General features: G+C 62.4%; 20 protein-coding genes. 10 read left to right on the top strand and 10 right to left on the bottom strand.

The window, feature by feature from the left end; translation table 11 throughout:
* Positions 1–17 precede the first annotated feature (17 nt).
* Complete coding sequence (locus tag ASD02_RS13965; protein WP_025427608.1) at positions 18–470, bottom strand: Lrp/AsnC family transcriptional regulator; 453 nt, start codon at positions 468–470, stop codon at positions 18–20.
* A 114-nt stretch (positions 471–584) separates the two neighbouring features.
* Between ASD02_RS13965 and ASD02_RS13960 the strand changes: the two genes are divergently transcribed.
* A complete protein-coding gene (locus tag ASD02_RS13960) occupies positions 585–1,568 on the top strand; it encodes a nucleoside recognition domain-containing protein (protein ID WP_025427609.1) in 984 nt (327 codons plus the stop codon).
* Between the two features lie 21 nt (positions 1,569–1,589).
* Here ASD02_RS13960 and ftrA read toward each other — a convergent pair whose 3' ends face one another.
* A complete protein-coding gene (ftrA, locus tag ASD02_RS13955) occupies positions 1,590–2,627 on the bottom strand; it encodes a transcriptional regulator FtrA (protein ID WP_244494227.1) in 1,038 nt (345 codons plus the stop codon).
* Positions 2,628–2,718: 91 nt separating this feature from the next.
* Between ftrA and ASD02_RS13950 the strand changes: the two genes are divergently transcribed.
* The 3 genes from ASD02_RS13950 to ASD02_RS13940 all read left to right on the top strand — a co-directional run bounded on the left by ASD02_RS13950 (position 2,719) and on the right by ASD02_RS13940 (position 4,616).
* The gene (locus ASD02_RS13950) at positions 2,719–3,150 is read left to right on the top strand and encodes a rhodanese-like domain-containing protein (protein ID WP_025427611.1); all 432 of its coding nucleotides are present in this window, start codon (positions 2,719–2,721) and stop codon (positions 3,148–3,150) included.
* Between the two features lie 177 nt (positions 3,151–3,327).
* Positions 3,328–3,798: a GNAT family N-acetyltransferase gene (locus ASD02_RS13945; protein ID WP_025427612.1), complete on the top strand. Its 471-nt coding sequence runs from the start codon at positions 3,328–3,330 to the stop codon at positions 3,796–3,798.
* Positions 3,799–4,196: 398 nt separating this feature from the next.
* Entirely contained in the window at positions 4,197–4,616 is a 420-nt protein-coding gene (locus ASD02_RS13940; protein ID WP_025427613.1) for a DUF1801 domain-containing protein, read from the top strand.
* Positions 4,617–4,966: 350 nt separating this feature from the next.
* On the opposite strand, the gene ASD02_RS13935 is transcribed toward ASD02_RS13940, so the two are convergent.
* From ASD02_RS13935 to ASD02_RS13915, 5 genes are all read right to left on the bottom strand, one after another.
* Complete coding sequence (locus ASD02_RS13935; protein WP_025427614.1) at positions 4,967–6,199, bottom strand: HlyD family secretion protein; 1,233 nt, start codon at positions 6,197–6,199, stop codon at positions 4,967–4,969.
* A gap of 3 nt (positions 6,200–6,202) precedes the next feature.
* Positions 6,203–6,667: a hypothetical protein gene (locus tag ASD02_RS13930; protein ID WP_025427615.1), complete on the bottom strand. Its 465-nt coding sequence runs from the start codon at positions 6,665–6,667 to the stop codon at positions 6,203–6,205.
* A 259-nt stretch (positions 6,668–6,926) separates the two neighbouring features.
* Positions 6,927–8,195 carry an NAD(P)/FAD-dependent oxidoreductase gene (locus ASD02_RS13925; RefSeq protein ID WP_025427616.1) on the bottom strand — a complete coding sequence of 423 codons (1,269 nt, stop codon included), beginning with the start codon at positions 8,193–8,195 and terminating at the stop codon, positions 6,927–6,929.
* 430 nt (positions 8,196–8,625) lie between these two features.
* Positions 8,626–9,567 (bottom strand): efflux RND transporter periplasmic adaptor subunit, encoded by a 942-nt coding sequence (locus tag ASD02_RS13920; protein WP_025427617.1) that lies wholly within the window; start codon positions 9,565–9,567, stop codon positions 8,626–8,628.
* On the bottom strand, positions 9,564–9,809 hold the full coding sequence (locus ASD02_RS13915) for a DUF3302 domain-containing protein (protein ID WP_025427618.1): 246 nt from the start codon (positions 9,807–9,809) through the stop codon (positions 9,564–9,566). Before ASD02_RS13915 ends, ASD02_RS13920 begins: the two co-directional genes overlap by 4 nt.
* A 587-nt stretch (positions 9,810–10,396) precedes the next feature.
* Between ASD02_RS13915 and ASD02_RS13910 the strand changes: the two genes are divergently transcribed.
* A complete protein-coding gene (locus ASD02_RS13910) occupies positions 10,397–12,085 on the top strand; it encodes an autotransporter outer membrane beta-barrel domain-containing protein (RefSeq protein WP_156408404.1) in 1,689 nt (562 codons plus the stop codon).
* Positions 12,086–12,244: 159 nt separating this feature from the next.
* Here ASD02_RS13910 and ASD02_RS13905 read toward each other — a convergent pair whose 3' ends face one another.
* Positions 12,245–12,736, bottom strand: coding sequence for a MarR family transcriptional regulator (locus ASD02_RS13905; RefSeq protein WP_025427620.1), 492 nt, complete (start codon positions 12,734–12,736; stop codon positions 12,245–12,247).
* Between the two features lie 154 nt (positions 12,737–12,890).
* On the opposite strand from ASD02_RS13905, the gene ASD02_RS13900 reads away from it, so the two are divergent.
* From ASD02_RS13900 to ASD02_RS13885, 4 genes are all read left to right on the top strand, one after another.
* Complete coding sequence (locus ASD02_RS13900; protein ID WP_025427621.1) at positions 12,891–13,286, top strand: Ohr family peroxiredoxin; 396 nt, start codon at positions 12,891–12,893, stop codon at positions 13,284–13,286.
* Positions 13,287–13,358: 72 nt separating this feature from the next.
* A complete protein-coding gene (locus ASD02_RS13895; protein ID WP_025427622.1) occupies positions 13,359–14,387 on the top strand; it encodes a DUF3095 family protein in 1,029 nt (342 codons plus the stop codon).
* Positions 14,388–14,825: 438 nt separating this feature from the next.
* Positions 14,826–15,092, top strand: coding sequence for a hypothetical protein (locus tag ASD02_RS13890; RefSeq protein WP_025427623.1), 267 nt, complete (start codon positions 14,826–14,828; stop codon positions 15,090–15,092).
* A gap of 124 nt (positions 15,093–15,216) precedes the next feature.
* Entirely contained in the window at positions 15,217–15,486 is a 270-nt protein-coding gene (locus ASD02_RS13885; RefSeq protein WP_025427624.1) for an antibiotic biosynthesis monooxygenase, read from the top strand.
* A gap of 17 nt (positions 15,487–15,503) precedes the next feature.
* Here ASD02_RS13885 and ASD02_RS13880 read toward each other — a convergent pair whose 3' ends face one another.
* Both ASD02_RS13880 and ASD02_RS13875 read right to left on the bottom strand, forming a co-directional pair.
* On the bottom strand, positions 15,504–16,085 hold the full coding sequence (locus ASD02_RS13880) for an isochorismatase family protein (RefSeq protein WP_038577231.1): 582 nt from the start codon (positions 16,083–16,085) through the stop codon (positions 15,504–15,506).
* Between the two features lie 8 nt (positions 16,086–16,093).
* Positions 16,094–16,558 carry an Lrp/AsnC family transcriptional regulator gene (locus ASD02_RS13875; protein WP_057220833.1) on the bottom strand — a complete coding sequence of 155 codons (465 nt, stop codon included), beginning with the start codon at positions 16,556–16,558 and terminating at the stop codon, positions 16,094–16,096.
* Positions 16,559–16,757: 199 nt separating this feature from the next.
* Here ASD02_RS13875 and ASD02_RS13870 point away from each other — a divergent pair, with 199 nt between their 5' ends.
* Entirely contained in the window at positions 16,758–17,477 is a 720-nt protein-coding gene (locus ASD02_RS13870; RefSeq protein WP_025427627.1) for an aspartate/glutamate racemase family protein, read from the top strand.
* Positions 17,478–17,726 lie beyond the last annotated feature (249 nt).

Below are 17,726 nucleotides of genomic sequence, written 5' to 3'. Positions count from 1 at the left end.
CCAGTTACATCGAAGCTTCAAAGCGGGATTGCCGTCGTCTCCTTGCCGGTGCGGATCACGAAGCTGGTGTAGTATCGCGCGACATTGCTCCCTTCCCCGAACAGTCGCTCGGTGAGCGCGTCGAGTTCGTCCATGTCCTTCAGGCGCAGCATCAGAAGCGCATCGGTCGCGCCGCTGACGCTATAGGCCTGGGTCACCGCCGCCTCGGCGGCGACCATATCGAGAAAACGGCGCACATATTGTTCGCCGTGGCGCTCCAGCTCGACGGTGATGATCGCCTTCACCCCTCGGCCCGCTTTTGCGGGATTGAGAACGGCAACGACGCGGTCGATGATACCAGCGGATCTTAAGCGCCTGATGCGCCGCAGGCAGCTCGACGGCGACAGCCCGACCTCGGTGGCAAGATCAGCGTTGGTTCGCGACGCATCCTCCTGCATCAGCTTGAGCAGCTTTCTGTCGATCCGATCCATTCCATCCCCCAATTTATGCGCGTGCAATTTTATTGCACATATTCGCATATTTTGACCACAACTGCGAATGGCCCCGCGCTAGTCCTTGGACAACCCATTCAAGGAGGCATCGCCATGACCGTTCACATCATCCTCTACCGCAAGACGCTCGCCACTCTCGAAATCTACTGGGACCTGGTGCGCATCATCGTTCCCGTCACGATCGTCACCCATGTCCTGCAGGAACTCGGCGTGATCCGGGCGGTCGCACCGGCCTTCGAACCGCTGATGACGCTCGTCGGGCTGCCGCCCGAGCTCGCCTTCGCCTGGCTCACCGGCCTCTTGGTCGGCATCTGGGGCGCGGTCGTGGTCGTCTTTGCGCTGGTGCCGGTTTCGGAACTGACGACCGCCGACATGACCATCTTTTCGGCGCTGATGCTGGTGGCCCACGCCATCCCGATCGAACAGCGCATCATCCAAAAAGCAGGCCCTGGCTTCCTGGTCACAGGGGCGCTCAGGATCGGCGGCGGCCTCATCTTCGCGGCACTGCTACACCAGGTCTTCGCGGCAACCGGCTGGCTCGCCACGCCGCTCAACCCCACATGGATACCGGTCAACGAAGGCTCCGGCTGGATCGCTTTCGCGCTCAGCACGCTGAAGACGCTCGCCACCATGCTCGTCGTGCTCTTGGCCTTGAGCTGGACGATCGAGATCCTCAAGCTGGTGGGCCTCCTCGGCTGGCTGAACCGGGGCATGGCGCCGCTCTTCCGCCTTGCGGGCATAAAGCCGCAGACGGTGCCGTTTGCCGCCGTCGGCGTACTCTTGGGGATCTCATATGGCGGCGCGCTGCTGATCCGTGAGGCACGCGAGGCGAATGTCGAGCCGCGCCAGGTCTTCCTCGCGTGCGTCTTCATGGGCTTTGGCCACAGCCTGGTGGAGGATACGCTGGTCGTGGTTGCCCTCGGCGCCGATTTCACCAGCGTGTTCTTCGGTCGCCTAGTCTTTGCCATAGCGGCAACGGCGATCGTCGCCCGGGTCATCGTCTCGGCGCCGGACGCCGTGTTCTTCAAGTCGTACTTCCGCAGGAACGGCAGCGAACTTGCCCCGTCGGAGGCGTAGTGGCAGCAGGGCGCGGTCCGGCTACTCGGCCGCGACCTCGGCCGGCGCACCCGCTTGCGCTGCCACCCGCCCGAACATGGCGCGATAGGCGGCGGGCGTCGTCGAAAGCTGCTGGCGAAAGTGATGCCGCAGCGTCTGGGTCGAGCCGAAGCCCGAGCCTTCGGCCACCTGTTCCATGCCAACAGTGCTTTCCTCCAGCAACTGCCGGGCCCGCGCCAGCCGCTCGCCAAGCAGCCAGCGCGCCGGCGTTGTGCCGGTGGCCGCCTCGAAGCGGCGCAGGAAGGTGCGTTCGCTCATGCCCGCTGCTTTCGCCAGCGCCGCGATCGAGAAATCCTCACCGAGCCGCGCGCGCATCCGGTCGATCAAGGGCCCGAGGCGCGCGCTCTCGTGCACTTCCGGCACCGCCCTTTCGATAAATTGCGCCTGCCCGCCATCGCGGTGTGGCGGCACGACGAGGCGCCGCGCCACCCTGTTTGCCGCCTCGCTGCCGAAATCGCGGCGAATGAGATGCAGGCAGAGATCGATGCCGGCGGCACTGCCGGCAGACGTCAGCACCGCGCCGCTGTCGACATAGAGCACGTCGGGCACCACCTCGACATCAGGGTAGAGCGCCCTGAGCTTGTCGGTGTAGCGCCAATGGGTCGTTGCCCTGAGGCCAGAGAGCAGACCGGCCGCCGCCAGCACGAAGACGCCGGAGCAGATGGAGAGAACCCGCGCGCCGCGCGCATGTGCCGCCCGCAGGGCCTGGCACAGGGCTTCAGGCACCGGGGTATCGGCACCGCGCCAGCCGGGCACGATGATGGTTCCGGCCTCAGCCAGGAGATCGAGCCCGCCATCGGCCGTCAGCCTGATGCCGCCGGTGGCCCTCAGTTCCCCCGGTTCGATCGCCGCAACGGCGAAGCAATACCACCCCTCGCCCATCTCAGGCCTGGGCAGGCCGAACATCTCCACCGCCACGCCGAACTCGAAGGTGCAGAGACCATCATAGGCGAGAGCGACGACGAATGGATTGGCTGGTGATGGCGATGTGACAGACGGTTTTGGCATGATCTTGAGCATATATGGCAAACCTGCCATCTGCCAGCCCCTTTCCGACATTGCTACAACCCTCCTCGTCAACCGCCCAAGGCCAGAGCCACAGGAGAGAAAGATGAGCTACGTCACCGAAACCCAGGCCGCAGCACCCGAGATCGCCATTGCCCATTTCGCCCGCCGCCTGAGCGTCGAGACCGATTGCTCCGACGTTGCCGCCGCGCTGAAGAAGGGCGAACAGGATTTCGTGCTGCTGCACGTGGTCGGAACCGAGGCCGCCTATGCCCGCCGCCATGTGCCGGGCGCGATCCACCTGCCCCACCGCGAGATCAGCGCAGAGCGTTTGGCCGAATGGCCGGCCGACACCCTGTTCGTCCCCTATTGCGCTGGGCCGCATTGCAACGGCGCCGACCAGGCGGCGCTGAAGATCGCCCGGCTCGGACGACCGGTGAAGATCATGATCGGCGGCATTACCGGCTGGGAAGACGAAGGCCTGGCCTTCGCTTCAGGCGCCGCCCCCGGCGAACCCCGGCTGCTGCTTGCCGCCTGAGCGCTACTCCTGCGATGCAGATGGCCCGCGGATCAGGCGGGCCATCGCTGGCTCCCCGGGCCGGATTCGATTGTGCGCGTATCCATGCACTCCACCAAACGGCCACCTTGGCGGATCGGCGCAAACACGCCAAGGTAGCCGGCAGGATCACCCCTGCCAGCCCCCTTGAGGAGCCCTATGACGATTGCCATTTCCACGCGCCCATTCGAGCATCGCGATGTCGCCACGGTGCTGGCGCTGATGCGCGGTCTTGCCGTCTTCGAAGGCTATATCGACAAGTTTGCCGTCACTGAGCGGGACCTGATCGACCACGGCCTTTGCGACAGCCCGCGCTTCGGGGTCTTCGTGGCGGAGCTCGACGGTCGCGTCGTCGGCATCGCCGTCCAGTATGTCATTCCCTGGACCTATGACCTGAAGCCAACGGTGGTTTTGAAGGAACTGTTCGTCGAGGAAACCGCGCGCTCTTCAGGCGCGGGCGCTGCCCTCATCGAAGCGCTGAAGCGCTACGCCGCCGAAATCGGCGCGCCGCGCATCAACTGGACCGTGCTTGCCGGCAACGCCCCGGCCAAACGCTTCTACCGGCGTCACGGCGGCGGGCCCGACGAAGTCTGGGAACCGTGGACGATGCCGGTGCCGTCAGGCAACTAACCGACATCGCGGCAGTGAGCGCGTTCGCAAGCGCACGCAGACGCGGGTGGCAGCACCTGTGCGGCGCAACGGCCGCTCGTTGTATGGGATGGTCTATCGTTGCAATTCATGCTGCCCCCTCGACCTAGCGCCCGCCCGCACCATATTGCCGCGCAAGCCGGAAAATGGCGTCACGCGGTGTCCTCCCGTTGCGGAAACGACGGCGCTGCGCTTCACGCCGCAACACATTAATCCCGCTGCATAATACCTTGAATCGATTCCGATTTGAGGCATTGTGCGGTGGCAATTGCGCCGCCCAAGCAGTCGAGGAGCCAGGACGGCGTTTCTGGCACGAGCAAAGTAAGCGCAGTTTTTGCCGGCGGAAGAAACGGAGCCGGAAGTCGGAGGATAGAGGCCCAATGAATGCATCGGAACACATCGACCAGTTGATTGCCGGGATTAGCGACTGGCGCGGCAAGACACTCGCCAGCCTGCGCAAAAGCATCCTTGGAGCAGACAAGGAGATAGCAGAGGAATGGAAGTGGATGGGAAGCCCGGTGTGGTCTCGCGATGGCATCATCGCGGTCGGCAACGCCCACAAGGATAAGGTGAAGCTTACCTTCTCTCACGGCGCGAGCCTGCCGGACCCTGAAAATCTGTTCAACAACGGCTTTGGCGGCAAGGTCTGGCGCGCGATCGACGTCTTTGAAGGTGACGAGATCGACGAGCGCGCGCTGCAGAACCTCGTCCGCGCCGCCATCGACTACAACCAGGCCAAGGCGAAGAAGAAGGCGTCTTCGGGCAGCCGGGCAAAGGCGGCCAAAAACACGGACGCATGATGCGGCCGCTTGTCCCTGCCGGCGCCGACACAGGACTGGCGACAAACCGACTGTTCGCTATTTTGCAAGAATGGAAATGGCGTTGCGAAGCGGCACAAGAATTGCGCTCCGGTGCGTTTGGTCATGCCCGCCGGATCGTTGCCAGGGCGCGCCGCATATCCACCTAGAGCATTTCCAGGAAAAGTGCGAAGCGGTTTTCCGTCAGGGAATGCGCAAAAACAAAGAGATAGAGCGTGTCCGTGACTCCGTTTAAACCGGAAACGCTCTAGCCCCTCCCGCGTGCCGACCGACGGAAAAGGTGGCGCGAACACGCGCCGCGCCGTTTTGCCGTCAACAGATGCGGCGGACCGTCAGTGCCCGCCGAGCACCAGTGTCTGCACCGGCAGCATCAGCGCCTGCATACGCAGGATCATCGCATGCACCAGGCCGACCGTGTCGACAACGTGCAGATAGATCCCGCGCAGCGTGCTGGTGCCGGGTGCTTCCAACTCGTCATGGCTGTTGGTGTAAGCGTTGGCGATGCAACTGCTGCCCGGTGGAAGCCCTTCGAGGCCGCCGGGATAGAGCGGCTCAAGGTAAACGGTGATCGTGCCGGGCGCCGCCAGTTGCGAGAGGTCGATCAGTTGATCGCTCGCCCTCAGCTGTCCGCCGGCGATCACGGCCTGCACCTCCGTCACCACCATCGGGATGATGGTGAAGGGTTTGCCGACGCAGGTGGCCTCGGCAATCATGCCGACTTTCAACACCTGCGCCTCGATCTGGCCGAACCCGGCGATCAGCGCCACGCGACCGGCCTCAGACGGTACCATAATGCCCGCCGGGCGCAGCATCGGGTTGACGACTTCGCCGACCCTGAGCGTGAATTGCTGCAGCGTGCCGGAAAAGCCGGCGCGCACGGTGGTCTTGTCGAGCTCCACCTGAGCCTGTTTGAGGGCTGCCTCGGCGCTTGCCTTCTGCGATGGCAGCAGCGACGCGATCTTCGTTTCCAGCGTGCGCTTGTTGGCAGTGGCCGCGTCGACCGCTCCCCTGCGGCCGTCAGCCGCCACCTGCAGCCGCTCGATCTCACGCGGAGCCACGACATTGGGGTTGCGGCGCATCAGCTCCGTCTGGGTCTCGAGCTGGTCCTGTGCCTGAAGAAAGGCGCCTTGCGCCTGCTGGATCAGCCCGTCGGCGGCGGCAAGCTCAGTCTGCGCCACCGTGGTTTCGGCCTCGACCTCGGCAATCTGCCGACGTGCAAGCTCGATCGCCGCTTCCTGTTCGGTACTGTCGAGCTTGAACAGCGGCGCACCAGCCTCCACCATTTGATGGCGCTGGACATAGACCTCGGCCACACGCCCGCCCGTCTCCGGCAGAATGGTAACGGTGCGGAACACCGAGGTGACGTTCTTGGTCGACGGATGGAAATAGAACACCAGGGTGATCAATGTCAGCGTCAGCATCAGACAGGCGGTGATGCCGTACCGAAGTTCGAACCAGACGGAATAGAGCGTGATTTCGTGGCCGAACCTCTTGCCCTGGACATACCGGCGAAAGAGATAGTCGGGAAGGATGGTCAGCATCGAGCAAAGCAGGAACTCGAACATGGCTCATGCCCTCCCATCATTCGAGGTCGGCTCGACCCTGGTTTCGACAGCCGACGCCGCCGGCTCGGGAACAACAGGGTGATCGACACGGACGTGCCCATGGGCGTCCAGCTCCGGCTCCGGTTCGCGGCCCGACATTTTCTCCAGCGAACGCGCGATCGATCTGAGCGGCGACCAGATGTCGGGCAGATCCACCAGAGCCAAGATCAACCCCGCGATCCAGAAGAGATGATTGTGCGTAAACAGCGCGATCAGCGCCAGCACTGCCACGACCTCGAACTTCGCCTTGCTCCCCCCGTGGGCCATCTGCTCGGGCAGGGCATGCAGGCGCAGGTAGAGCGTGCCGATCCCGAAGATTGCGAGCAGCAGGAACACCACGACGAAATTGAACAGAAGGTCAGACTGCCCGGGCGGCGTGACGAACATCGGCAGATGTTCGATCGCTTTTGGATGTATCAAGTCTGCCATCTCCGTCTCCCCCAACGCATGTCAGGTTATAGTCTCGATTTCAGAGAGTTAGCACACAATTTGCGCTTGTAAGCAAAGTCTTTTTTACCGTATCCCCGATCACGGTTGATATCAGCCGGTCGCGTCCGGCGGGCCTTGCCGGCCACCGCCCCTCCATCATTGCGTCAGGAGCCAGCGAGCCCTTGTAGAGGCACACTCACCTGTAGAGGCACACTCACCACCCGCGATGCTCAGGCCCGCCGGCTGTCATGCCGCACCGCTATTGCCCGTCGCGCAAAGTCTCTTTCTGGGTAATCAACCGGGCGCTGTGCTGGCCACTCAAATAGGTCCAGAACCAGCTCCAGGCGACGGCGAAGCGGCTGCGCGTGCCGATCAGGAAATAGATATGGGCGATGCCCCAGATCCACCAGGCAAGCGCACCCTTGAGCTTGAAGCGGCCGAAATCGATGATCGCCGCCCGCCGACCGATCGTCGCCAGGCTGCCCTGATGGCGGTAGCGAAAATCGCCGGGCGGCTTGCCGCCACCAAGGCGTGCGCGGATGACCTTCGCGACATAGGCACCCTGCTGCTTTGCGGCCGGCGCGATCCCCGGCACCGGCTTGCCTCCGTCATAGGTGACGGAGGCCGTATCGCCGATGACGAAGATATCGTCATGACCTGGCGCCTCAAGATCGGCGCCGACGATCGCGCGGCCGGCCCGATCCTCGGCAATGCCGAGCCAACGGGCGGCGGGCGACGCCTGGACGCCGGCGGCCCAGACGAGCGTCCGGCTGGCAACGAAAGTCTCGCCGATCGTCACCCCTTCGGCGGTGCAGTCCGTCACCGGCGTTCCGGTCCGGACCTCCACGCCCAACCTTTCCAGTTCACGCCGGGCATAATCGGACAGGTCCTCGCTGAAGGCAGCCAGAATGCGCGGCCCCGCCTCCACCAGGATCACCCGGGCCTTTCGGGTATCGATGCGGCGAAACTCGCTCGGCAGCGTGCGGTGGGCCATTTCGGCGATGATGCCGGCAAGCTCGACGCCCGTCGGCCCGGCGCCGATCACGGTGAAGGTCAACAGCGCCTCGCGCACGGCCGGGTCTTCCTCGAGTTCCGCCTTTTCGAAAGCGATGAGCACGCGGCGACGGATGGTGGTCGCGTCCTCCAGCGTCTTCAGACCCGGCGCCACCGGCTCCCATTCGTCATGGCCGAAATAGGCATGCGTCGCGCCGGTGGCGATCGCCAGCGTGTCGTAGCCGATCGCCTGCCCGCCCTTGAGCGTCACCGTCTTGGCGGCAGCATCGACGCCGGTAACCTCGCCCAGAAGCGTCGTTACCTCCGGCCGGTCGCGATAGAGATTGCGGATCGGCCAGGCGATCTCCGACGTAGCGATCAGCGTGGTCGCGACCTGGTAGAGCAGCGGCTGGAATAGATGGTGGTTTCGCCGGTCGATCAGCGTGATACGCACCGGCGCGCCGGCAAGCCCGTTGACGAGCTGCAGCCCGCCAAACCCTCCACCGACGACGACGACATGATGCCTGTCCTGCATGGCCATGATCCCGATTTGACTTTTCTCAAATGTGGAGCGGCGCCGCGCCAACACAACCGCCGGCTTCGTATGCCACCCTTGCAAAATCGGTCATGGCGCTGGCACCGGCGTTGCAATAATGTGTTGGGCTACCGTAGACGGGTGCCGGAAGTCGGTGCTGGCAGGATCGTTTCCCCCTCTCCCTGCGAGGCGGCCTTCGGCGCCGTGTGGCTGGCGCAATGCCGCCCTTCAGCTGCTGCTGGTCATTTGCAGAACGCATTCGAGAGCAGTGGCAGCCTCACCTATTGGGCAACGTCGGCCAAGCATGGGTTCAGCACGCGATTTCCGAAAATGGACCCCGGGCATGGGACATGATTGCTTGCAGCTGGCCGCCCTACGCCCGCAGCCGTTTACACAAGCACTGATCGTTTCGCCCCGATCTAGCCCTCAGTCAGAAGGGGTTGATGTAGTTCGTGATCGCGATCTGCCGAAGCAGGACTTTCCGGATCACATGGGCCGCGCTGACATGTTCGGTAAAGATCGCCGCATCCCCCGTGCTTCCTGCGGGCAGACGATTGGCAAACTCGGCGTCATCAAGTTTTACCCTGACAACGAACGGCAGCGTCTCGATGGTCTTCGATGAAACGGCAGTGCCCGACGTCTGCGTCTGTCCGGTCGCCACCGCCTGGAGAATGCTCTCAACCTTGCCGCCGTAGACTTTTCCGGGCTCGTACTTGAACGTCACCTCAACAGGCTGACCGGGCTCGACATAGCGCGCATCGATCTGCGGCACCTCGACGCCGATGATCGTCTCCGAGGTATCGATGAAGGCCATGACCGGTGATAGCGGCAGATTGGCGACACGCGCGCCCGTGCGCAGCGCTAGGTTCGTCACGTAGCCATCGGCAGGAGCACGGACGATGGTTTTTTCGAGGTTCCAGTTGGCTCCCACCAACTGCGCCTCCAATTGATCGACCTCGGCCTGATATTGTTCGACATCGAACGCGCGTCCGGCGGGAGTCGTCTGCAATCTCGTTTTCTCCGCCAGCCGCAACTGGCTCAACTTGAGCTGGGCCTGCAGAGCATTGACCTGCGACTGATAGGGAGCGGGATCGATACGGAACAGCACGTCACCAACCCTTAGCGGCGAATTCGCCTTGACCGGCACCTCGACCACTTCGCCCGCGACGCTGGGCACTATGGCGACGGAATTGCGCACGACGAGTGCGGGTCCTTGCGGTGCGCCCCAGTTCATCGGGATGAACAGGCCGACCAGCAGGATGAGCAGGACCAGTATCGGTGAGACCTTCCAGAACAGATTGAACGGGACAATCCGAAACTTCACCAGGCAGAACAGGATGACCAGATAGACGTTGAGAAGAACAACGATCATTGTCCAAGCTCCACCTTGGAGACACGGGGAACGTCAACATAGGCCCAGATCAGGACGATCGGCCAAAGGGCGAAACCCAACAGCAGCGTCACCCAACCGCCCACCGTCACCGCTTCGGCCCACGGATGGTTCCGCTTTTTGGCGATCATCCCGGGCAGCATGGCCAGGAAGACGATCACCGCGACGGTGCTTAAGACCAGGACGACAAGCACGATCCACGCAAATAGGTCGATAAGGCTCATGGCCAAATCCCTTCGTTGAGGCGTAAACACTATTGAGCCAGGCATGGCCGTGGCCTCTGGCATGAGCGAGCCGACCCGCGCTGCCGGCAAGGACGCTGAACAGATCGGCTCAGGCTAGCCAATGCCGCTCGCGTGGGAAGTACGTAACAGTTAATCCGATGCCGACGTCGGCACGGCCGAGAAGACGGCATGACGGCCTTGGCCCGTGGCGGGCGCCCTCGCGCAACGACGGGTGCAACCGTGTCTCTTTCACCTTTGAACCGCCCGCACGGGCGGCTCCGCATTGTCCCCGACGACGTTGGTCGAGCATCGGCAACGGCTTTGTCGAGTTCGGCCCGATTGCCAGGCATGCGGGAAAAACCGCCATCGAACCACTAGAATTGCACGGTGGGAGTGCGGCAAGCTTTGAGGAAATATACAAATGGAGTCGGTGCGGCGGGGCAGTCGCCTGCCGCCTCGGGGGCAAGGGGAATAGCGCCAGGAAGCGGCTTGGAGCGATTGACGATACTTCGCTGCGGCAGGAATGTCGCAGAGCGTTTGGGGGAAGCATGCGCAGAGCTGATTTCCATGTCCGACAAGCGGCGTCGATGGCATATCTGGGTGCGGCGCTGATTGCCGGCCTCTGCAGTTTTGGGGCAGCCGGCGACGCATTAGCCGCGAACTGCAGTTCCCGCGGCGGCCTGGCCTATCTCGGCAACACGAAAGGGGCCACCCGCTCTGTCTGGCTTTCCGGAACCAGCGCCGGGTCTTTCGGCCTCGAGGCGGCTCAGGGCAATCAGACAGTCGACACCTGGAGCAAGAGCAAGCGCGGCCTCCATCTCTCGCTTTCGCCGGTCGTTTCAAACGGCAACGGTGGCACGCACAAGCTCTATGACACATCGAGCGGAAAACCGTGCCTGCTCGACACCCAGAACCAGGTGCGTAATATCATCTTTCCGAACATCGACTGGCCCGACGGCCGCCCGGATGTTGGCCCACAGCCGGTGTTTCCGGGTTTCAACTTGCCCGATGGCCGACCGGACGTCGGCCCGCAGCCGGTGTTTCCGGGTTTCAACTTGCCCGATGGCCGACCGGACGTCGGCCCACAGCCGGTGTTTCCGGGTTTCAACTTGCCCGATGGCCGACCGGACGTCGGCCCACAGCCGGTGTTTCCGGGTTTCCACTTGCCCGACGGCCGCCCGGATGTCGGCCCCCAGCCGGTGTTCCCGGGTTTCAACTTGCCCGATGGCCGCCCGGACGTCGGCCCGCAGCCGGTGTTTCCGGGGTTCACGCCGCGCACCCCGACCGCCATCAGAGGCGGCCGCGTGGTCGCAGCCCCCACGCCGGACACCTGTATCGACCCGCGGTCGATAAATTCCAACAAGCAACAGCGCGACCTGCCGATCTGCCGGGACCTCGCTGCCGAAGAAGCCGCCGCCCAAAGCGCCGACCGATCACAGGTGCCGTTGACGCCGGGCCGCGATCTGCCAGCGCCCTCGCTCTGGAACTTCTGGTCGGATATCCAGTTCGCAGACATATCCGACGAACGTTATGACCGCGACAGCGACACGCTCGCCCGCTCGTTGACGATGGGTCTCGATCGCCGCATCACCAACGACCTCGTCGTCGGCATGACCGTTTCCCTTGAGAACAGTTCGACCGATGCGTTCGACGGCACATTGGGCATCGACACCGACGGCTTCAGCTTCGGCCCCTATGCGGCCTACCGTCTGTCGAAACACTGGGCGATCGACGGATCGCTGACATACGGGCGCTACAACAACGATATCGACCTGAGCGTGCTGAGTGGCCGACAGGATTCGGAGCGTCTTGCCGGCGAAATCTCGCTCCACGGCCAATATAAGGTCGATGCCTATTTCATCCGCCCCAAGGTCTCCGTCAATTGGTCCCATATCGACAGCGACGCCTACGACCTCTCGGGCAGCATCCTCAACATACCGGTCAGCGTTTCCCTTCCCGGCGACAGCTTCAATTATGGCGTCCTCGATCTCTCGACCGAGATCAGCCGTTATTTCCGTCTGCCGGACGGGCAGCCGTTTCTCGCCTTCGCCGAACTCGGTGCCGAATACCAATTCGAGCGGCCCAACGACGGCAAGATCCTGACCGGCGACCTGTCGGAAGTGACGCCCTCGCCCTGGGCGTTTTCGCTTCGCTCGGGCTTCCGAATGCTGGTGAACGACAACCTCCAGATCGAAGCGACGGGCGGCTATTTGAGCTTCGGCCAGAAAGATCTCGATGTCTGGGAGGGCAAGCTCCACGTCGCGTGGAGCTTCTGACAGGTCCTAGAGCATTTCCAGCAAACGTGCGAAGCGGTTTTTCGTCAGGAAATGCGGAAAAACAAAGAGATAGAGCGCTTCCGTGATTCCGCCTAACGCTCTGACTATCTCCTGCGAGCCGACAAGCGGCGAATCTGCCCGGCTCCTGGCTACCGAACGTCATGTTTTCTCAGGATGCGTCGCACGCAACAGGTTGTCGCGCAACTTCACCACGGTTTGCTGCACCACCGGAAAATCGTCTCCGAGACCGATCACATCCGTCAATGCTGCGCCGGGCTCCATTTCGACCAGTTTGCGTCCAGCCGCTGTCAGCGTCACGCGGACCTGCCTTTCATCGGCCGGATCGCGCCGGCGCTGCAGATAGCCCTCGGACTCGAGCTTCTTGAGGATCGGCGTCAGCGTGTTCGACTCCAGGAAGAGCTTCTCGCCGAGCGTGCCCACGGTCTGTTCGTCTTCCTCGGAAAGCGCCACCATGGTCACGTATTGAGTATAGGTCAGACCGAGCTTGTCCAGCAGTGGCTTGTAGGCGCGACCGAAGGCGAGGTTTGCCGAGTAGATCGCAAAGCACAGAAAATTCGAAAGCTTCCTGCCGCCGTATTCGGCCTGCGACGCGGAAACGTCGGCACCTTTTGCTGTTGGGGATTTGGGCATGGGTATATCCTGTTCCATTGTCCTCGTTGTCGACCCTTATATAAATCGCATCCGATTAAATCGCAATGGTATTGACATCCGGTTTGGGTTGGCATATTTACATCGCATCCGATTATAGTGGATGCGATAAAACTTAACCAGAAAGGATTTCACCATGACCGAGAAGCTCCTCTTCACCGGCAAGACCCACAACACCGGCGGCCGCAACGGCGGCACGCGCAGCGACGATGGCATGCTTGACCTCAAGCTGGCGCAGCCGCATCCGGCCGCTGAAAACCTCTTCGGTGCTGCCTGGTCCGCGTGCTACATCGGTGCGATCGAGGTCGCCGCCTCCCAGAGAAAGATCAAGCTTACGGCCGGACCCGAGGTCAACACCGAGATCGATCTGAACGTTAATGACGGCTCCTACTTCCTGCGCGCACGTCTCAATGTCAGCCTGCCGGGCCTCGACCGCGACGTCGCCCATGAACTGATCCATGCAGCCCACGAGATCTGCCCCTATTCCAAGGCGACACGCGGCAACATCGATGTCGAGACCAATCTGGTCTGAAGGCCATCCGGTCAGGTCTGGCCGCTCACCCGGCAGACCTGACCTCCCCTTATGCCCACTTGGAGAACACGGATGAGCAACAGCCACACCCAGCCGCCGCAAGCCTATAGTGAGTTCTCTGATGTGGTCGACCCGGCCATCTATGAGCCATTGCCCGACGATTGGCACATCGCCATTACCGATGTCGTCGACTCGACCTCGGCGATCAGGTCCGGGCGCTATGAGGACGTCAACTTTGCCGGCGCCTCCGCGATCGTCGCCTTCGGCAACGCCCGGGGGACGTTCGATTTTCCCTTCGTGTTTCGTGGCGACGGCGCGGCATTCGCCCTGCCGCCGGAGGCGGCCGCAACCGCGGCATCGACCTTGCGTCAGGTCGCGGCCTTTGCGAGCGACAGCCTTGGCCTGACGCTTCGAACCGGGTTGTTGTCCGTGCGCGAAGTCCGCGCCAACGGAAGCGATGTCAGGATCGCCCGCTACGCGGCATCGCAAGACGCCACCTATACCATGTTTGCCGGTGGCGGATTGAAATGGGCGGAACAGCAGATCAAGCGCGGGCGCTACCTGATAAGGCCGGACAGGGATACGACGCAACCGAACCTGACCGGTCTCCGGTGCGAATGGAAGCCGTTTCCCAGCCAGCGCGGTGAAATTCTCTCCTTGCTGGTAGAGCCGACCGAACAGACCGGCGCTCAGGACTTTGCCGCCCTGGCGAGAAGCGTCCTTGCCGTTCTCGAGGCCGGGCAGCGCCAGGCTCATCCGGTGCCGGAGGCGGTCGCGGTACCAAAGGATGAGCGGATGGATGTCGACCCGGCGCGCTGGTCGACGGTCGCGGCCAATTCGGATTTCCGCAAGTGCGATGACGGCTTGCGCCTGACGCTCGATTGCACGCATGAGCAGATCGACCGGGTCGAAGCCATCCTTGTCGCCGCCAGACAACGCGGCGAAGTCAGTTTCGGTCTACACCGCCAGTCTCATGCGCTGATGACCTGCCTGATCCCATCCGGCAGACCTGATTCACACCTACATTTTCTCGACGGAATGGACGGCGGCTATGCCAGGGCCGCGGAAATGCTGGCACCTGCCAAACAAGCTGCGGCGTGATTATTGGCGGGCGGCAAAGGCCATCCACTTTCATATCCACCTCCAGCAAACCGACATCCAGTAGATTCGCTAGGCAGTTGACAGAAACATCGCAAGCCCCGGACGGGGCCGTCCAAGCCCTCCATATCAAGCTTGCGATGGGCTACCGGATGCCGGCGCCCACAGCCGAGCCCTCACCCCGGTTTACCATTTCATTCTGTCGCGACCGCTCGTGAAGCATTCGACACCAGAGCGCGAGGGTCGCCAAGTGAAACAACCGAAAGCTCAGCCGCGACAGAACGACCCAATGAGTGCGATTTTTCCGAATTAATCCAAAGTGATTGCAGAGATATCTTTCGGATGGGCGGGTCGAAAACAGCCACATTCGTAGCATCATTGAAATGAACGTTACCAAACGCAGCAGTGTAGTTGAATATTTGACCCACAAGGGAGGACATCATGCCTACCGTTATGGCTTATCACGATGTCAAAGACACCAAACACTGGCTCGCCTCCCCGCTCCGCAAGCAGATCTTCGAACCGATCGGCGTCACAAACATCCGCACATTTGTAGACCCTCAGGCATCCAACCGCGTCGGCTTGGTCATGGATGTTGCCGACATGGCAAAATTGGAGGCCTTCATGCAGACAAAAGCGGCAGCGGATGCGATGACGCATGATGGCGTGCTGCCCGAAACTCTGGTGTTACTCGTCCAATCCCAGTAACCGGGGTGCCGCATCCGACATCATGCCAAGACGGTCTTAAGGCGCTTGCGCCGATGTCTCGGCATCACAAAGGCCCCTCCGGGCAGGACACTCGTCCCAACCCAACCTGACGCAGGAGGATGATATGACGACATTGTTCGTAAGACACGAAGTCTTCGACTACGCGGCCTGGCGCAGGGTATACGATGCGTTTTCGCCGGTGCAGAAGGCAAACGGCGTTTTGGCGGAGGCGGTTTATCAAGCCCCTGACAATCCCAACGATGTTACCGTAACCCATGAGTTTGCCACGCTTGAAGCGGCTCAGGCGTTCGGCAACCTGGACGAATTGAAAACGGCAATGCGCAACGGCGGTGTGCAAGGCACGCCGACAGTGTGGTTTGCCAACAAGGCATGAGATAGCCCGGAGTGGCATCACCCCGCCTGCGCCATCGCCGGCTCGAAGCCGATTTCGTCGATGGTTCCGACCAGCACGATCTCGTCGCCGAGCGACCATTCGGCGGCCCGCGCCGCCATGTGCGCCGGGACCTTTTCCGAGCCGCCCGGCCCCGGTGGCACGTCATAGGTGGCGTGCGCGTCGTGGGCAAGGATCACCTGGAAGCCGAGGTCCATCGCCCGGCGCGCCGTTGCCGCCAAACACATTTCCGACAGCATGCCGCAGATGGCGATGGTTTCGACCCGATGGCTCCTCAGCCGCGCCTCCAGATCGGTGTCGTGAAAACCATCGTCGACGGACTTGCGCACGACCGTTTCACCGGGGCTCGCATCGAAGAACAACTGCCAGCCGTCCGTGCCCGGCTCGTCCGGCGCACCCTTTTCCCCGTCGTTCTGCACGAAGATGATGGGGACTGCCTTTTCGCGCGCGCGCTCAAGCAGCCGGCCGACGGCCCGCTGCAGCGACAGAAGATCCGGCACCGCATCCGCACCCGATATGAAGGCGCGCTGCACGTCGACGACCACAAGCGCCTCGGCCAGTTTGATGCCGTTCTCGCTCATCGTCTCAATCACTCCGCATAATCGACCGGCACCGCGGTGCCGCTCTTCAGGATCTCCATCGAGATAGACGCGGAAACGTCGAAGAGCTCCACCTTGCGCACGATCTGTTTGTAGACCACGTCGTAGTGTTCGACCCGCGGCAACACGACCTTGACGATATAGTCGTAGTTGCCGGTCAGGCGATGCGCCTCGACGATCTCGTGGATGTCGCTGATCGCCCGGCGAAATGTCTCGATCCACTCGTCGGAGTGATGCGCAGTCTTGATCATCGCGAACACGGTGGTCGGCACGCCCATGCGCTCGCGGTTGAGAACGACGATACGCTTGGCGATGTAACCTGCCTCTTCCAGCCGCTGGATGCGGCGCGAACAGGCGGACAGCGAAAGGTTCACCCGGTCGGCAAGTTCGCCGACGGCCATGCTCCCATCCTGCTGCAACAGCGTCAAAAGCTTCCTGTCTCTCTCGTCCAGCACGCTCACCACTCCCATTTCATCGAAACGATACGCTGCATATTTGCACAATCAACAGTCATTGCGCAATTCATTCGCGCTAAACGACCATTCTCGCGCCATCAAAGCGAACCATTGCGGACGAAGGTCCGGCATAGTTTCCCCATCGAAAACAGCTGGCCGCACTTCGGTGCGGATGGCGACAGGATCAGGGAAAGAAACGATGGAAATGCGCAAGATCGGTCTTATCGGCGGCATGAGCTTCGAAAGCTCGGTGGTCTATTACCGCATGGTCAACGAGGCCGTTCGCGAGCGGCTGGGCGCGCTGCATTCGGCCGAGGTGCTGCTGCACTCCGTCGACTTCCAGTCGATCGTCGACCTGCAGAAGGCCGGCCGCTGGGACGACGCCGCCAGGCGGCTTGCCGATGTTGCCCATGGGCTGAAGACGGCCGGTGCCGACTGCGTGCTGATCTGCACCAACACCATGCACCTGATCGCCGACGCCGTGCAGGCGGCCGTCGACATTCCGCTGATCAACATCATCGACGAGACCGGAGCCCGCCTCAAGGCCGCCGGCGTTCGCAAGCCGCTGCTGCTTGCCACCCGCTACACGATGGAGCACGGCTTTTACGCCGAGCGCATGAAGAGCCACGGCATCGAAGTGATGGTGCCCGACGCTGCTGGCCGCACGCTGACGCACAACATCATCTTCGACGAGCTTTGCGCCGGCAAGGTGCTGAGCCCTTCCCGCAAGGCGCTGATCGACCTGATCGACACGGCGGAGGCCGAAGGGGCCGATGCCGTCATCCTTGGCTGCACCGAGATCTGCCTGATCCTCGACCCGAAGAGCCTGCCGCTGCCGGGCTTCGACTCCACCGCGATCCACGCCGACGCCGCCGTCGAATTCGCCCTCGGCGTCGAGGATTTGCGCCGCGCCGCATAAGCCAGGATCGGGCGTTCCCCGATCCGCACCGACCGCAAACGAAAATGGCCTCCAGCCTGCGCTGTGGGCCATTTTCCGTTGATCCATGCGGCATGCTCGGTCCCTTACAGCGCCGCGCGTCTTATTAGACGCGCAAAGGTCGCTGTAGCACTTTGAATGGCTGCATGTTTTGATCCTTAAATCGAATAGGATTTAAGGAAACATGCAGTAGGCGCAATTGCCGCGCCGCGTGCTTGACGTTTGCCGCCG

The organism is Ensifer sp. Root1252 (assembly GCF_001425885.1).
Classification (GTDB): Bacteria; Pseudomonadota; Alphaproteobacteria; order Rhizobiales; family Rhizobiaceae; genus Ensifer; species Ensifer canadensis.
This window is presented reverse-complemented; position numbering and strand designations above follow the sequence as displayed.

Bases quoted from the DNA above. Each gene is read 5' to 3' on its own strand.
- ASD02_RS13965 (WP_025427608.1), bottom strand. From the start codon at position 470: ATGGATCGGATCGACAGAAAGCTGCTCAAGCTGATGCAGGAGGATGCG.
- ASD02_RS13960 (WP_025427609.1), top strand. From the start codon at position 585: ATGACCGTTCACATCATCCTCTACCGCAAGACGCTCGCCACTCTCGAA.
- ftrA (WP_244494227.1), bottom strand. From the start codon at position 2,627: ATGCTCAAGATCATGCCAAAACCGTCTGTCACATCGCCATCACCAGCC.
- ASD02_RS13950 (WP_025427611.1), top strand. From the start codon at position 2,719: ATGAGCTACGTCACCGAAACCCAGGCCGCAGCACCCGAGATCGCCATT.
- ASD02_RS13945 (WP_025427612.1), top strand. From the start codon at position 3,328: ATGACGATTGCCATTTCCACGCGCCCATTCGAGCATCGCGATGTCGCC.
- ASD02_RS13940 (WP_025427613.1), top strand. From the start codon at position 4,197: ATGAATGCATCGGAACACATCGACCAGTTGATTGCCGGGATTAGCGAC.
- ASD02_RS13935 (WP_025427614.1), bottom strand. From the start codon at position 6,199: ATGTTCGAGTTCCTGCTTTGCTCGATGCTGACCATCCTTCCCGACTAT.
- ASD02_RS13930 (WP_025427615.1), bottom strand. From the start codon at position 6,667: ATGGCAGACTTGATACATCCAAAAGCGATCGAACATCTGCCGATGTTC.
- ASD02_RS13925 (WP_025427616.1), bottom strand. From the start codon at position 8,195: ATGCAGGACAGGCATCATGTCGTCGTCGTCGGTGGAGGGTTTGGCGGG.
- ASD02_RS13920 (WP_025427617.1), bottom strand. From the start codon at position 9,567: ATGATCGTTGTTCTTCTCAACGTCTATCTGGTCATCCTGTTCTGCCTG.
- ASD02_RS13915 (WP_025427618.1), bottom strand. From the start codon at position 9,809: ATGAGCCTTATCGACCTATTTGCGTGGATCGTGCTTGTCGTCCTGGTC.
- ASD02_RS13910 (WP_156408404.1), top strand. From the start codon at position 10,397: ATGGCATATCTGGGTGCGGCGCTGATTGCCGGCCTCTGCAGTTTTGGG.
- ASD02_RS13905 (WP_025427620.1), bottom strand. From the start codon at position 12,736: ATGCCCAAATCCCCAACAGCAAAAGGTGCCGACGTTTCCGCGTCGCAG.
- ASD02_RS13900 (WP_025427621.1), top strand. From the start codon at position 12,891: ATGACCGAGAAGCTCCTCTTCACCGGCAAGACCCACAACACCGGCGGC.
- ASD02_RS13895 (WP_025427622.1), top strand. From the start codon at position 13,359: ATGAGCAACAGCCACACCCAGCCGCCGCAAGCCTATAGTGAGTTCTCT.
- ASD02_RS13890 (WP_025427623.1), top strand. From the start codon at position 14,826: ATGCCTACCGTTATGGCTTATCACGATGTCAAAGACACCAAACACTGG.
- ASD02_RS13885 (WP_025427624.1), top strand. From the start codon at position 15,217: ATGACGACATTGTTCGTAAGACACGAAGTCTTCGACTACGCGGCCTGG.
- ASD02_RS13880 (WP_038577231.1), bottom strand. From the start codon at position 16,085: ATGAGCGAGAACGGCATCAAACTGGCCGAGGCGCTTGTGGTCGTCGAC.
- ASD02_RS13870 (WP_025427627.1), top strand. From the start codon at position 16,758: ATGGAAATGCGCAAGATCGGTCTTATCGGCGGCATGAGCTTCGAAAGC.